We start from the raw sequence: 14,822 nt of genomic DNA, 5'->3' as shown, positions 1-14,822 counted from the left end.
ATGTTAAATCGTATTCGTATCTCGACCACACTGTTTTTGATTCTGATCCTTTGCGGTGTGTTGCAGGTTGGCAGTAACGGGTTGTCTTTTTGGGCGTTTCGCGATGGCTATCAGAATTTGCAGGAAGTTGAGGCGAGTAATCAGCAGCGCTCCGCACTGGCACAAACGCGTGCCGTGCTGTTGCAGGCAAGCACTGCGCTGAACAAGGCGGGAACCTTAACCGCGCTGAGTTATCCGCCGGATGATATCAGGGCGCTGATGGCGACGGCGCGCAACAGCCTTAAACAGGCCGACGCGCAGTTCAAAACGTTCACCGCGCAGGAGGACGTCAGCGAAAAAGGGAAAGCGCTGAAAGCTGCCATGAAGAAGAACTTTGAGCAGTGGCACAGCGATCTGGATCACCAGGCGACCTGGCTTGACAATAACCAGCTCTCGGACTTTATGAGCGCGCCGGTGCAGGCCTCACAGGCGGCGTTTGATGACAGCTTTAACGCCTGGCAGCAGGACATTAACCAGTTTGTGCAGCGCGCAGGGGAAAGCAGCCGCATGAGCTACCACATGTCCGGCGTGATTTTTACCGTGGTGGTGATTCTGGCGGCACTGCTGACCGGTGCCGCGCTGCTCTGGTCGCGCAAGATGATTGTTCAGCCGCTGGCGATTATCAGCAGCCACTTCGACAGCATTGCGAAGGGGGATCTGGCGCGTCCGGTGGCGGTGTATGGCAAAAACGAAATTTCGGCGATCTTTGCCAGCCTGAAGGCGATGCAAGGATCGCTACGGGAAACGGTCTCCGATGTGCGCCAGGGCAGCTATGCCATGCACACCGGGATCTCAGAGATTGCGGCTGGCAATAACGATCTCTCTTCCCGTACCGAGCAACAGGCGGCCTCGCTGGCGCAAACGGCGGCCAGCATGGAACAGCTGACTGCGACCGTAAGCCAGAACGCCGATAACGCCCGTCAGGCGTCTGACCTGTCGAAACAGGCGGCGATGACGGCGAAGAAGGGGGGCGACCAGGCGTCTCATGTGGCCAGCACCATGCAGGACATTGCCGCCAGTTCGCAGAAAATTGGCGACATCATCAGCGTGATTGACGGTATCGCATTCCAGACCAACATTCTGGCGCTGAACGCGGCTGTGGAAGCGGCGCGTGCCGGTGAGCAGGGGCGTGGGTTTGCGGTGGTGGCGGGTGAAGTCCGTAACCTGGCGAGCCGCAGCGCCAACGCGGCGAAAGAGATCAAGGGGCTGATTGAAGAGTCCGTCTCCCGCGTTCAGCAAGGCTCCGCGCTGGTGGATACGGCGGCGAAAACCATGCACGAGATTGTCACCTCCGTTACGCGGGTGAACGACATCATGGGAGAAATTGCCTCGGCGTCTGATGAGCAGCGTCGCGGGATTGAGCAGGTGGCCCAAGCGGTAAGCCAGATGGATCAGGTCACGCAGCAGAATGCCTCGTTAGTGGAGGAAGCGGCAGCGGCAACCGATCAGCTGGCCAGTCAGGCGGATCATCTGACCGGGCTGGTCGCGATATTTAATGTCAAAGAGCACGTTGAAGCAGTAACAGAAGTCGGGCGGTCGCAGGCCGTGCCAGTTGTATCCTGAATGTAATTAAGAAGGCGCTATGACATCACCAATGCCTCCAGGGCAAACGTCATTATTGTTGCAGATGACACAGCGCCTCGCGCTGTCCGACGCGCATTTTCGTCGGATATGTCAGTTAATTTACCAGCGTGCGGGGATCGTGCTTGCTGACCATAAGCGAGACATGGTCTACAACCGTCTGGTGCGGCGCCTGCGTACGCTGGGGCTGGATGACTTTGGTCGCTACCTGAGCATGCTCGAAGCGAACCAGAACAGCGCCGAGTGGCAGGCTTTTATTAACTCTTTAACCACTAACCTGACGGCCTTTTTCCGCGAAGCTCACCACTTCCCGGTATTGGCAGAGCACGCCCGCCGTCGCACCGGGGAGTATCGCGTCTGGAGTGCGGCGGCTTCGACCGGGGAAGAGCCTTACTCGCTGGCGATCACCCTTGCCGATACCCTGGGAATGGCGCCGGGTCGCTGGAAAGTGTACGCCAGCGATATCGACACCGAAGTGCTGGAGAAGGCGCGTAACGGCGTCTATCGCCAGGATGAGCTGAAGACGTTGTCGCCTCAGCAGCTTCAGCGTTACTTCATGCGCGGTACAGGCCCGCATGAAGGGCTGGTGCGCGTGCGCCAGGAGCTGGCGAACTGCGTGGAGTTTGCACCGGTTAACCTGCTGGATAAGCAGTACAACGTGCCGGGGCCTTTCGACGCCATTTTTTGCCGTAACGTCATGATCTATTTTGATAAAACGACGCAACAGGACATTCTGCGTCGGTTTGTTCCGTTGCTCAAGCCTGACGGTTTACTGTTTGCCGGGCACTCGGAAAACTTCAGCAACCTCGTGCGTGAGTTTAGCCTGCGTGGGCAAACGGTATATGCGCTGAGTAAGGAAAAAGCATGAGTAAAATCAGGGTATTGTCTGTCGATGATTCGGCGCTGATGCGCCAGATCATGACTGAAATTATCAATAGCCACAGCGACATGGAGATGGTCGCTACCGCGCCGGATCCGCTGGTAGCGCGGGATTTAATTAAAAAATATAACCCCGACGTGCTGACGCTGGATGTCGAGATGCCGCGCATGGATGGCATTGATTTTCTGGAAAAGTTGATGCGTCTGCGTCCGATGCCGGTGGTGATGGTCTCATCGCTGACTGGCAAAGGCTCGGAAATTACGCTGCGCGCGCTGGAGCTGGGGGCGGTGGATTTCGTCACCAAACCTCAGCTTGGCATTCGTGAAGGCATGCTGGCCTACAGCGAAATGATCGCCGAGAAGATCCGCACCGCCTCGCGCGCGAAGCTCGCGGCCCATAAGCCAACGGCTGCCCCGGCAACCCTGAAGGCAGGTCCGTTACTCAGCTCGGAAAAACTGCTGGTGATTGGCGCATCAACCGGAGGAACAGAGGCAATTCGCCATGTACTCCAGCCATTGCCGCTTTCCAGTCCGGGTATTCTGATCACTCAACATATGCCGCCAGGCTTTACCCGCTCGTTCGCGGAGCGTCTGAACAAGCTGTGCCAGATCAGCGTGAAAGAGGCAGAAGATGGCGAGCGTGTGCTCCCGGGTCATGCTTACATCGCGCCGGGCGATAAGCATATGGAGCTGGCGCGCAGCGGCGCTAACTATCAAATCAAAATTCATGACGGGCCGCCGGTAAACCGGCACCGTCCGTCGGTGGATGTGCTGTTTCATTCGGTGGCGAAACATGCGGGGCGCAACGCCGTTGGGGTGATCCTGACGGGGATGGGCAACGATGGTGCCGCCGGAATGCTTGCAATGCACCAGGCTGGCGCCTGGACGATTGCGCAGAATGAAGCAAGTTGTGTGGTGTTCGGCATGCCGCGCGAGGCCATCAATATGGGTGGCGTGAGCGAAGTGGTCGATCTTAGCCAGGTAAGCCAGCAGATGCTGGCGAAAATCAGTGCCGGACAGGCAATACGTATTTGACTCAGGAGTATTATTTTATGGCGGATAAAGAGCTTAAGTTTTTGGTTGTGGATGACTTTTCCACCATGCGTCGCATTGTGCGCAACCTGCTGAAAGAGCTGGGCTTCAACAACGTTGAAGAAGCAGAAGACGGCGTGGATGCGCTGAACAAACTTCAGGCGGGCGGGTTTGGTTTTGTTATCTCTGACTGGAACATGCCGAACATGGATGGTCTGGAACTGCTGAAAACCATCCGCGCGGATGCAGGCATGGCCTCTATGCCGGTGCTGATGGTGACCGCAGAAGCGAAAAAAGAGAACATCATTGCCGCGGCACAGGCGGGCGCAAGCGGCTATGTGGTGAAACCTTTCACCGCGGCGACCCTGGAAGAGAAGCTCGGTAAGATCTTCGAGAAACTCGGCATGTGAGGTGTTGGTTATGATGCAACCTGCTATGAAACCCGTTGAAGAACATTCGCCCAGCGATATCATTGCCCGCATCGGCAGCCTGACACGCATGCTGCGTGACAGCCTGCGTGAACTGGGGCTGGACCAGGCAATCGCAGAAGCGGCGGAAGCGATTCCTGACGCGCGTGACCGTCTGGACTACGTTGTGCAGATGACCGCGCAAGCGGCTGAACGTGCGCTGAACAGCGTTGAAGCGTCACAACCGCACCAGGATGCGATGGAAAAGGGCGCGAAAGCGCTGACCAAACGCTGGGATGAGTGGTTTGAGAATCCTATCGAGCTGGCGGATGCCCGCGAGCTGGTGACGGATACCCGTCAGTTCCTGGGCGATGTACCGGGCCACACCAGCTTCACCAACGCTCAGTTGCTGGACATCATGATGGCGCAGGATTTCCAGGACCTGACCGGTCAGGTGATCAAGCGCATGATGGATGTGATTCAGGAGATTGAACGTCAGCTGCTGATGGTGCTGCTGGAGAACATCCCGGAACCGGCTGCACGTCCGAAACGCGAGAACGAAAGCCTGCTCAATGGCCCACAGCTCGACGCCACCAAAGCGGGCGTTGTGGCAAGCCAGGATCAGGTAGACGACCTGCTGGACAGCCTCGGTTTCTGATACGCCTTTCCGCCTCAGGTGTGCATGCGCCTGAGGCGGTTAACGCAGAATCACCGAAAAGAGCCCGAATAAACGGGCTTTTCCCGCCATTGGATTTCCTCTGCGCTGGCATGATACCCGTGACGTAATGGGCTGAGCATGCACTGTGGCAGAAGAGAACGACGACAAAACAGAAGCCCCCACACCCCACCGACTTGAAAAAGCGCGTGAGGAAGGGCAGATCCCCCGATCCCGAGAGCTGACATCCCTGCTGATCCTTATTGTGGGGGTGTGCATCATCTGGTGGGGTGGGGAGTCGCTCGCCCGAAAACTGGCGGGGATGCTCTCTGCCGGATTACGTTTCGACCACAGTATGGTCAACGACCCAAACCTTATCCTCAGCCAGATTATTCAGCTTATTAAAGGGGCCATGGTCGCACTGCTGCCCCTGATTACCGGGGTGGTGCTGGTCGCGCTGATCTCGCCGGTGATGCTTGGCGGTCTGGTCTTTAGCACCAAATCGCTGCAACCAAAATTTTCCAAACTGAACCCGCTGTCCGGCATCGCGAAAATGTTCTCCGCGCAGACCGGGGCAGAACTGCTTAAAGCCATCCTCAAAGCGGCGCTGATGGGCAGTGCCGCGGGGTTTTACCTGTGGCACAACTGGCCGGAAATGATGCGGCTTATCAGCGAGTCGCCTCTGACCGCGATGAGCAATGCGCTGAATCTGGTCGGACTCTGCGCGCTGCTGGTGGTCCTCAGCATTATTCCGATGGTGGGGTTCGACGTCATCTTCCAGCTGTACAGCCATTTCAAAAAACTGCGCATGTCCCGTCAGGATATCCGTGACGAATATAAGCAGATGGAAGGTGACCCGCACGTGAAAGGGCGTATCCGCCAGATGCAGCGCGCCGCCGCCCGTCGACGGATGATGGAAGATGTGCCGAAAGCCGACGTTATTGTCACCAACCCGACCCACTATTCCGTTGCGCTGCAGTACGACGAAAACAAAATGAGCGCGCCGAAAGTGGTGGCGAAGGGGGCGGGCTTAATCGCCCTGCGCATCCGCGAGATTGGCACGGAAAACCGGGTGCCAATACTGGAAGCGCCGCCGCTGGCGCGTGCGTTGTACCGCCACGCGGAAATTGGACAACAGATCCCAGGACAACTCTACGCCGCCGTGGCGGAAGTGCTGGCCTGGGTATGGCAGTTGAAACGCTGGCGTCTGGCTGGCGGTCAACGACCTGTCAAACCTGAGAACCTTCCGGTGCCTGCTGCGCTGGATTTTATGAACGAGAAGGACACTGATGGCTAATCTGGTGGCAATGTTGCGCCTGCCCGGCAACCTGAAATCGACCCAATGGCAAATCCTTGCCGGGCCGATCCTCATCCTGCTAATCCTGTCGATGATGGTTTTGCCGCTGCCGGCATTCATCCTCGACCTGCTTTTCACTTTCAACATTGCGTTGTCCATCATGGTGTTGCTGGTGGCGATGTTCACCCAGCGTACCCTTGAGTTTGCGGCGTTCCCGACCATCCTGCTGTTTACCACCCTGTTACGACTGGCGCTGAACGTGGCGTCCACGCGTATCATCCTGATGGAAGGCCACACCGGCGCGGCAGCGGCGGGCAAAGTGGTTGAGGCCTTTGGCCACTTCCTCGTGGGCGGTAACTTTGCCATCGGTATCGTGGTGTTTGTCATCCTCGTTATCATCAACTTTATGGTTATCACCAAAGGTGCAGGGCGTATTGCGGAAGTGGGTGCGCGCTTTGTGCTCGACGGGATGCCGGGTAAGCAGATGGCGATCGACGCCGACCTTAACGCCGGGCTTATCGCGGAAGATGAAGCGAAAAAACGCCGTGCGGAAGTGACCCAGGAAGCGGACTTCTACGGTTCAATGGACGGTGCGAGTAAGTTTGTGCGCGGTGACGCCATCGCGGGCATTCTCATCATGGTGATTAACGTGGTGGGTGGCCTGCTTGTTGGGGTGCTGCAGCATGGCATGGGCATGGGCCAGGCGGCTGAAAGCTATACGCTGCTGACCATTGGTGACGGTCTGGTTGCCCAGATCCCGGCGCTGGTCATTTCTACCGCTGCGGGCGTTATCGTTACCCGCGTCAGTACCGATCAGGACGTTGGCGAGCAGATGGTTGGCCAGTTGTTCAGCAACCCGCGCGTCATGCTGCTGGCGGCGGCGGTGCTGGGTCTGCTCGGCCTGGTGCCGGGCATGCCGAACCTGGTTTTCCTGCTGTTCACGGCAGCACTGCTGGGCCTTGCCTGGTGGATGCGTGGCCGTGAAATGAAACCCGCGGCAGAACCTGTACCGGTAAAAATGCCGGAGAACACGCAGGCCGTGGAAGCCACCTGGAACGACGTTCAGCTGGAAGATTCGCTGGGGATGGAAGTGGGTTACCGTCTGATCCCGATGGTCGATTTCCAGCAGGATGGCGAACTGCTTGGCCGCATCCGCAGTATCCGGAAAAAATTCGCCCAGGATATGGGCTTCCTGCCGCCGGTTGTGCACATCCGCGACAACATGGATCTTCCGCCTGCCCGCTACCGTATTCTGATGAAAGGGGTAGAGATTGGCAGCGGTGATGCGTATCCAGGCCGCTGGCTGGCGATTAACCCGGGCACAGCCGCCGGTACGCTGCCGGGTGAACAGACCATCGATCCCGCGTTTGGTCTGGCCGCTATCTGGATTGAAAGCGCGCTCAAAGAGCAGGCACAAATTCAGGGGTATACCGTGGTGGAGGCCAGTACCGTGGTGGCTACCCATCTTAACCACCTGATTGGACAGTTCTCAGCAGAGCTGTTTGGCCGTCAGGAAGCACAGCAGTTACTCGACCGCGTGAGCCAGGAGATGCCGAAGCTGACGGAGGATCTGGTACCGGGCGTGCTGACGTTGACCACGCTGCATAAGGTGCTGCAAAACCTGCTTGATGAAAAAGTGCCGATCCGCGATATGCGCACCATTCTGGAAACCCTCGCCGAGCACGCGCCGCTGCAAAGCGATCCGCATGAGCTGACGGCGGTGGTGCGCGTGGCGCTGGGCCGCGCGATCACCCAGCAGTGGTTCCCGGGCACCGGCGAAGTGCAGGTGATTGGCCTGGATACGCCGCTGGAACGTCTGCTGTTGCAGGCCCTGCAGGGCGGTGGCGGGCTGGAGCCGGGTCTGGCTGACCGTCTGCTGGCGCAAACACAGGAGGCGCTGGCGCGTCAGGAGATGCTGGGTGCACCGCCGGTGCTACTGGTGAACCATGCGCTGCGTCCGCTGCTGTCACGCTTCCTGCGCCGTAGCCTGAACCAGCTGGTGGTGCTGTCGAATCTGGAGCTGTCTGATAATCGCCATATTCGTATGACGGCGACGATTGGAGGTAAATAATGCGTAAGTGGTTAGGGCTATTACTCTTCCCGCTGGTGGCGCAGGCCGCGGGCGAAGGGAGCTGGCAGGCCAGCAGCATCGGCGTGACCCTCAGCAACCGTGGCGTGGCGATGTCGTCGCGTCCGCTGGCGCCTGCTGAACCGGTGTCCGGTCAGATGAGCCTGGTGGTATGGAACTATTCGCTGATTGGCCCGACGCCTGCCGGGCTGCAGGTGCGTCTGTGCTCCCAGAGCCGTTGCGCGGAAATCGACGGAGAGAGCGGCACTACCCAGGCGTTTAACGGCGTACCTGCTATAGAACCTTTACGCTTTATCTGGGAAGTGCCGGGCGGCGGGCGGTTGATCCCGGCGCTCAAGGTGCAGAGTAATTCCGTTATCGTTAACTACCGCTAGTTGCCTGCCTCAACGCCCGTTATCAACGTTTATGATAGCGGGCTCGCAAAAATGACCTCATCTTTTGAAGTAATAGAAACGCTGTTTTATAAATCAGTGATGCACGTAATGACACTCTTTGCATTTTTGCCAGCCTTTGCGGTGTGATGGCAGAAACAGAAAGGTTTCCACAGTGCGTTAATTCTACTGTAGCCGTGTAAAAACTCCCGGACGAGGTTTGCTTACAGGGGGTCTCCTAAAACTGATTAGGGTTGACGGCAATGAAAACACGAAAAATTGGACTCGCAAACTATCTTGCATACGGGGCAGGGGATTTCCTCGGCGCGGGAACGACCGCGCTGACGGCGGCCTGGCTTTTGTATTTTTATACGACCTTCTGTGGACTCACACCGATTGAAGCGACCTTTATTTTTGCTGCTGCAAGGGTGCTGGACGCGGTGGTCAGCCCGCTGATGGGCTTTTTAACCGATAACTTTGGCACCACCTGGCTGGGCAAACGCTTTGGCCGTCGCAAATTCTTTATTCTGCTCGGTATTCCCTGCGTCTTCAGCTACTCCCTGATGTGGGTTGGGGAGATGAATTTCTGGTACTACCTGCTGACCTATCTGGTCTTCGATATCGTCTACACCATGATTCTGGTGCCGTATGAAACGCTGGTCCCGGAGATGACCGATGACTTTAAACAGAAAACGAAATTCTCCGGTGCGCGTATTTCGATGGCGCAGATGTCCGCTATCCTGGCTTCGTTCCTGCCAGGGATCCTGCTGACCCACTTTGGTAAAGACAACGCGATCTCTTTCTTCTATGCAAGCCTGGTCTTCTCGGTGCTGTGCGCGCTGATGCTGACCTTTGTCTGGTTCTTCACCTGGGAGCGCCCGCGCGAGGAGTGGTCCGAAGCGGCCCTGCGCGCGGAAGAAGAGAAGAAAAAACTGACCCTGGGCCAGAGCCTGAATCGCCTGTTTGTGGAGTTAAGCTCGACGCTGCGCATCAAGATTTTCCGTCAGCACCTGGGCATGTACCTTGGCGGCTACATTGCGCAGGACGTCTTCAACGCCGTCTTTACCTATTACGTGGTGTTTGTGCTAATGCAGGAGGCGTCAATGGCGTCAAACCTGCTGGGCACGATGGCCATCTTCCAGTTCCTTGCCGTGATTGGGATGATCCCGCTGTGCATTCGCTTTGGGCCTGCGCCGTCTTACCGCATGGTGGTGGTGCTGTTTGGCCTGGCCTCTCTCTCTTACGCCGTGCTGTATTACGCCGGGCTGAGCGACGTTTACGCTCTGCTGCTGCTTATCTCCGCGGTTGCCGGTCTTGGTCGCGGCGGTATCAACTATGTGCCGTGGAACACCTATACCTACATTGCTGACGTGGACGAAGTGATCACCGGCCAGCGTCGTGAGGGCATCTTCGCCGGCATCATGACGCTGACCCGAAAAGCGTCTCAGGCCGGTGCGGTAATGCTGGTGGGCATCGTGATGCAGATGTCCGGCTTTGTCAGCGGTCAGAAAACCCAGCCTGCTGAAGTCAGCCACACCATTCTGCTGATTTTGAGCGTAGGAACCCTTCTGGTGCTGTTCTTTGGCTTCCTGGTCTCCCTGCGCTTCAGGCTCAATCTACAAACCCACAGCACGCTGCGCGAAGAGACCGCGAAAATGCGCGAATCGGGCCGTGCCATGCCTGAAGCGGCCACCCCGCACGCCCGCGCCACCGTGGAAATGCTGGCCGGTATGCCGTTCGAATCCTTGTGGGGGAATAACAACATTGGTTATCTCAATCGCAATAAACCAGCGGCTCCTTCGCTGAAGGGACGTGCGGTACTGAATTCGACATACAACAGAGGTTAAGATGATGAAAGTTTGGCCTGTCAAACATAGCCCCTTGCTGCGTCAGCCAGAGCGTTTTATCGCCAGGGACGAGCTGAAATCGCTGATTCAGAAGGTGACGCATAACCTGGTCAATATCCACGACAAAACGGGTGAATTTTTGCTGCGGCTGGACGACGGGCGCGTCATAGATACCAAAGGCTGGGCAGGGTGGGAGTGGACGCACGGCGTCGGGTTGTACGGTATCTGGCAGTACTACTGCCAGACCGGCGACGACGGAATGCGCGACATTATCGACAGCTGGTTTGCGGACCGTTTTGCAGAAGGGGCAACCACCAAAAACGTGAATACCATGTCGCCGTTCCTGACGCTGGCGTACCGCTATGAAGAGACCCGAAATCCGGCCTGGCTGCCGTGGCTGGAGAGCTGGGCGGAGTGGGCGATGCATGAGATGCCGCGTACCGAACACGGCGGCATGCAGCACATTACCCTGGCGGAAGAGAACGCGCAGCAGATGTGGGATGACACGCTGATGATGACGGTCCTGCCGCTGGCCAAAATTGGCAAGCTGCTGAACAAACCGGAATACGTTGAGGAGGCCGTGTACCAGTTCCTGCTGCACGTGCAGAACCTGATGGACCGGGAGACCGGGCTGTGGTTCCACGGCTGGAACTATGACGGCAACCATAACTTTGCCCATGCCCGCTGGGCGCGTGGCAACAGCTGGCTCACCATTGTGATCCCGGACTTCCTCGAACTGGTTGATCTGCCGGAAAACAACGCCGTGCGCCGTTATCTGACGCAGGTTCTCAATGCGCAGATTGCCGCGCTGGCGACATGTCAGGACGACAGTGGCCTGTGGCATACGCTGCTCGACGACCCAGACTCATACCTGGAGGCGTCGGCCACGGCAGGCTTTGCCTACGGTATACTTAAGGCCGTGCGTAAACGCTATGTGGCGGCGGAATACGCTGAGGTCGCGGAGAAAGCCATCAGAGGGATTGTGAAAAACATCTCGCCGGAAGGGGAACTGCTGCAAACGTCGTTCGGAACCGGGATGGGGAGCGATCTGGAGTTTTACCGCCAGATCCCGCTGACGTCGATGCCGTACGGTCAGGCAATGGCAATCCTCTGTTTGACGGAGTATTTGCGGAAGTACTTCTGATCATAAAAAAACCCGGCGATGATGGCCGGGTTTTTTGTATTACATACGTTCTACGGTTTCGATACCCAGGGTATCCAGACCCAGCTTCAGGGTCTTCGCCGTCAGCTGCGCCAGCTTCAGGCGGCTGTTGCGGACCGATTCATTTTCCGCAGACAGAATAGGGCAGTGCTCGTAGAAGCCGGAGAACAGACCGGCCAGATCGTACAGGTAAGCACACATCACGTGCGGCGTACCGTCGCGTGCAACCACGGACAGCGTCTCTTCAAACTGTAGCAGACGGGCCGCCAGCTGGGCTTCGCGATCTTCGGTAATGGTGACGGTCGCATTCGCCAGCACGCTTTCATCGATATTCGCTTTACGGAACACCGAGAGCACGCGGGTGTAGGCATACTGCATGTACGGCGCGGTGTTACCTTCAAACGCCAGCATGTTGTCCCAGTCGAAGATATAGTCGGTGGTACGGTTCTTGGAGAGATCCGCGTATTTCACCGCACCGATACCCACGGCGTTCGCCAGTTTTTCCAGCTCCTCGGCCGGCATATCCGGGTTCTTCTCTGCCACCAGGCGACGGGCGCGTTCCAGCGCTTCGTCCAGCAGGTCGGACAGCTTCACCGTACCGCCCGCACGGGTTTTGAACGGCTTGCCGTCTTTACCCAGCATCATGCCGAACATGTGGTGTTCCAGCGGCACGCATTCGGGAACATAACCGGCTTTACGCACGATAGTCCACGCCTGCATCAGGTGCTGGTGCTGACGGGAGTCGATGTAGTACAGCACGCGGTCAGCATGCAGCGTTTCGTAACGGTACTTCGCACAGGCGATATCGGTGGTGGTGTAGAGGTAGCCGCCATCCTTTTTCTGGATGATCACGCCCATCGGTTCGCCTTCCTTGTTTTTGTACTCATCAAGGAATACGACCGTTGCGCCTTCGCTCTCAACCGCCAGGTGTTTGGCCTTCAGGTCGGCCACAATGCCCGGCAGCATTGGGTTATAGAGGCTTTCACCCATCACGTCGTCGCGGGTCAGGGTTACGTTCAGACGGTTATAGGTGAGCTGGTTCTGGGACATGGTGATGTCCACCAGCTTGCGCCACATCTCCAGGAAATACGGGTCGCCGCCCTGCAGTTTCACCACATAGCTACGCGCGCGCTCGGCGAAGGCTTCATCTTCGTCGTAGTGTTTTTTGGCTTCACGGTAGAACCCTTCCAGGTCCGCCAGCGCCATTTCACCCGCGTTTTCCTGCTGCTGTTTTTCCAGGTAAGCAATCAGCATACCGAACTGGGTACCCCAGTCACCAACGTGGTTTGCGCGGATCACCTTGTGACCGAGGAACTCAAGGGTGCGTACTGCCGCGTCACCGATGATGGTGGAGCGCAGGTGGCCAACGTGCATCTCTTTCGCGACGTTTGGCGCGGAGTAGTCAATCACCACGGTCTGTGGCTCTGGCTGGGCTACGCCCAGACGGTCAGATTTCAGCGCTGCGTCAACGTGGCTTGCCAGGAAGGCCGGCTCAAGGAAAATGTTGATAAAGCCCGGGCCAGCAATTTCGGTTTTGCTGGCAATGCCGGTGAGATCCAGATGAGTCAGCACCTGCTCAGCCAGTTGTCGCGGCGGCATGCCCAGTTTTTTAGCCACTGCCATCACGCCATTAGCCTGATAGTCGCCAAACTGTACTTTCGCTGACTGACGAACCTGCGGTTCGCAATCCGCAGGCGCACCTGCGGCAATCAGTGCCTGACTGACTTTTTCTGAGAGAAGAGCCTGAATATTCACCTGGATACCTTACGTTTTTGATGCGGGCTGACTGCCACCCGCGCCAGTTAAAGAATGAGGGCGGGAGTATACTGCAAATGCCTTCTGGCGTCAGCATTGCGGGGGGCGAAGATTGCGCAGAATCCAGGCTAAGAAAGCATGCATAATCATGCAGTGATAAAAAGCGTCATTCCGCGGTTGGTCAAAAGGGGGCAACAGAGTAAATTAGCGGCTTTGCGACACGATAAGAGACTGACTTATGGCGAACTGGCAATCCATTGACGAACTGCATGATATTTCCGCAGATTTACCGCGCTTCACCCAGGCGTTCACAGAACTTGCCACCCGTCTTGGTCTGGACATTGCGCCGCTTGAGGCCGATCACATCTCCTTGCGCTGTCATCAGAACGCCACCGCCGAGCGCTGGCGTCGCGGGTTTGAACAGTGCGGGGAACTGCTCTCTGAGAACATCATCAACGGCCGTCCTATCTGTCTGTTTAAACTTCATGAGCCGGTCTGCGTAGCGCACTGGCAATTTAGCGTTGTTGAACTGCCGTGGCCGGGAGAAAAACGTTACCCGCATGAAGGCTGGGAGCACATCGAAATCGTGCTGCCTGGCGAGCCCGAAACGCTGAATGCGCGCGCGCTGGCGCTGCTGTCTGATGAGGGGTTGAGCAAGCCGGGTATCTTTGTGAAAACGAGTTCACCAAAAGGCGAGCGCGAGCGTTTACCGAACCCGACGCTGGCCGTGACTGACGGACAGGTGACGGTGAAGTTCCATCCCTGGACGATAGAACAGATTGTTGCCAGCGAAGAATAAGCGTTGTGACGACACGCGAAGACCGACCGGGGGCGGCGTGTCATGATGGTGCATTACGCGGAATTTAAGGAGGAGTGGATGGCGCTGCTGGAGATTTGCTGTTACAGCGTGGAGTGTGCCGTGATGGCGCAACGGCGGGGGGCTGACCGCATTGAACTGTGCGCGGCACCGAAAGAAGGGGGGTTAACGCCCTCGTACGGTGTGTTGAAGTCTGCCCGTCAGGCTGTCACCGTTCCGGTACACCCTATCATTCGTCCTCGGGGCGGTGATTTTTGTTACACGGCAGGCGAGTTCAATGCCATGCTTGACGATATCGCCCTTGTTCGCGATCTGGGTTTCCCGGGGCTGGTGACGGGACTGCTTGATGAAGAAGGTAACGTCGATGTACCGCGGATGCGCCAGGTAATGGCGGCCGCGAAGGGGATGGCGGTAACATTTCATCGCGCGTTCGATATGTGTAAAAACCCATTGCAAGCCTTTGATACCCTTGCGGAACTTGGCGTGGCGCGAGTGCTGACATCGGGCCAGCAGTCGTCGGCTGAAAAAGGACTGCAATTAATTACGGAACTAAAAGCACATTCCGGTGTTCCAATAATAATGGCGGGTGCGGGAGTCCGTGCCAGCAATCTGGAACTGTTTTTAAACGCCGGGGTGGAAGAGCTGCACAGCTCTGCCGGGAAATGGATACCGTCGCCCATGCGTTATCGCAACACAGGGTTGTCTATGTCGACGGATGCTGAAGCGGATGAGTACTCACGCTACGGTGTAGATGGAGAGTCGGTTGCGGAAATGAAATCGCTGATTGAACGTCATCACGTGTAGCAACGTACCGATTTTTACCGCGCATCATGTCGCCCAATATGATGCTTGCTTGTACCAGGCCCCTGCCAATTACACAGGGGCCTTTTT

At 57.2% G+C, this 14,822-nt stretch carries 13 protein-coding genes; 12 read left to right on the top strand and 1 reads right to left on the bottom strand.

Translation table 11 applies throughout. The features are described from left to right. The 10 genes from tap to bglB all read left to right on the top strand — a co-directional run bounded on the left by tap (window position 1) and on the right by bglB (window position 11,341). Window positions 1-1,602 (top strand): methyl-accepting chemotaxis protein IV, encoded by a 1,602-nt coding sequence (gene tap, locus AX755_RS16750; protein WP_062857119.1) that lies wholly within the window; start codon window positions 1-3, stop codon window positions 1,600-1,602. Between the two features lie 19 nt (window positions 1,603-1,621). Beyond that, a complete protein-coding gene (gene cheR, locus AX755_RS16745) occupies window positions 1,622-2,488 on the top strand; it encodes a protein-glutamate O-methyltransferase CheR (RefSeq protein ID WP_008500429.1) in 867 nt (288 codons plus the stop codon). Further along, a complete protein-coding gene (locus AX755_RS16740) occupies window positions 2,485-3,534 on the top strand; it encodes a protein-glutamate methylesterase/protein-glutamine glutaminase (RefSeq protein ID WP_003859716.1) in 1,050 nt (349 codons plus the stop codon). Before cheR ends, AX755_RS16740 begins: the two co-directional genes overlap by 4 nt. Before the next feature lie 17 nt (window positions 3,535-3,551). Further along, window positions 3,552-3,941: a chemotaxis response regulator CheY gene (gene cheY, locus AX755_RS16735; RefSeq protein ID WP_008500431.1), complete on the top strand. Its 390-nt coding sequence runs from the start codon at window positions 3,552-3,554 to the stop codon at window positions 3,939-3,941. Between the two features lie 10 nt (window positions 3,942-3,951). Continuing rightward, entirely contained in the window at window positions 3,952-4,596 is a 645-nt protein-coding gene (gene cheZ, locus AX755_RS16730) for a protein phosphatase CheZ (protein ID WP_013096065.1), read from the top strand. Window positions 4,597-4,741: 145 nt separating this feature from the next. After that, the gene (gene flhB / locus AX755_RS16725) at window positions 4,742-5,890 is read left to right on the top strand and encodes a flagellar biosynthesis protein FlhB (RefSeq protein WP_013096066.1); all 1,149 of its coding nucleotides are present in this window, start codon (window positions 4,742-4,744) and stop codon (window positions 5,888-5,890) included. After that, window positions 5,883-7,961 (top strand): flagellar biosynthesis protein FlhA, encoded by a 2,079-nt coding sequence (gene flhA / locus AX755_RS16720; protein ID WP_020687642.1) that lies wholly within the window; start codon window positions 5,883-5,885, stop codon window positions 7,959-7,961. The genes flhB and flhA overlap by 8 nt, the downstream gene beginning before the upstream one ends. Beyond that, window positions 7,961-8,353 (top strand): flagellar protein FlhE, encoded by a 393-nt coding sequence (flhE, locus tag AX755_RS16715; RefSeq protein ID WP_062857118.1) that lies wholly within the window; start codon window positions 7,961-7,963, stop codon window positions 8,351-8,353. The genes flhA and flhE overlap by 1 nt, the downstream gene beginning before the upstream one ends. A 260-nt stretch (window positions 8,354-8,613) precedes the next feature. Continuing rightward, window positions 8,614-10,197, top strand: coding sequence for an MFS transporter (locus AX755_RS16710; protein WP_062857117.1), 1,584 nt, complete (start codon window positions 8,614-8,616; stop codon window positions 10,195-10,197). A 4-nt stretch (window positions 10,198-10,201) separates the two neighbouring features. Continuing rightward, complete coding sequence (gene bglB, locus AX755_RS16705) at window positions 10,202-11,341, top strand: beta-galactosidase BglB (RefSeq protein WP_013096071.1); 1,140 nt, start codon at window positions 10,202-10,204, stop codon at window positions 11,339-11,341. A gap of 39 nt (window positions 11,342-11,380) precedes the next feature. Here bglB and argS read toward each other — a convergent pair whose 3' ends face one another. Then, a complete protein-coding gene (gene argS / locus AX755_RS16700) occupies window positions 11,381-13,114 on the bottom strand; it encodes an arginine--tRNA ligase (RefSeq protein WP_062857116.1) in 1,734 nt (577 codons plus the stop codon). A gap of 238 nt (window positions 13,115-13,352) precedes the next feature. On the opposite strand from argS, the gene AX755_RS16695 reads away from it, so the two are divergent. After that, on the top strand, window positions 13,353-13,913 hold the full coding sequence (locus AX755_RS16695) for a VOC family protein (RefSeq protein ID WP_038419925.1): 561 nt from the start codon (window positions 13,353-13,355) through the stop codon (window positions 13,911-13,913). Window positions 13,914-13,991: 78 nt separating this feature from the next. After that, entirely contained in the window at window positions 13,992-14,735 is a 744-nt protein-coding gene (gene cutC / locus AX755_RS16690) for a copper homeostasis protein CutC (RefSeq protein WP_062857115.1), read from the top strand. The last annotated feature ends 87 nt before the right edge of the window (window positions 14,736-14,822 follow it).

The organism is Enterobacter sp. SENG-6 (assembly GCF_001605945.1).
GTDB lineage: Bacteria > Pseudomonadota > Gammaproteobacteria > Enterobacterales > Enterobacteriaceae > Enterobacter > Enterobacter cloacae.
This window is presented reverse-complemented; position numbering and strand designations above follow the sequence as displayed.